The sequence below is a fragment of the Thalassobellus citreus genome (genome assembly GCF_044385915.1).
GTDB lineage: Bacteria > Bacteroidota > Bacteroidia > Flavobacteriales > Flavobacteriaceae > Thalassobellus > Thalassobellus citreus.
Window position 1 is genome coordinate 1 of sequence record NZ_JBISCC010000031.1, and the last position, 330, is coordinate 330.

General features: G+C 39.7%; 1 protein-coding gene. It reads right to left on the bottom strand.

What is annotated here, in order from left to right; translation table 11 throughout:
• Positions 1-330, bottom strand: a 330-nt coding sequence (locus ACH5TX_RS00140) for an Ig-like domain-containing protein (protein ID WP_439337540.1), incomplete at both ends; no start/stop codon positions are given.

Below are 330 nucleotides of genomic sequence, written 5' to 3' on the forward strand. Positions count from 1 at the left end.
ACTTGACGATTCAAAACTTGTAATGGTTGCGCCATCAATTACGGTATCATTCGTTAGTACATTTACTGTTGTTACTAATGTATCTTCTGTGGTACTAGCTGTATTATCAACTGCTGTTGGATTCCCTTCATCAGTCACTGTGATAGTTACTGTCGCGGTTGAACAACTTGCTGTTGGTGTATCATCATCACAGATTGTATAATCAAATGTATCTGTCCCTACAAAACCTGTTGCTGGGGTGTAATCAAATGTGCCATCGTTATTGCTCGTTACTGTCCCGCCATTAGTACTTGACGATTCAAAACTTGTAATGGTTGCGCCATCAATTAC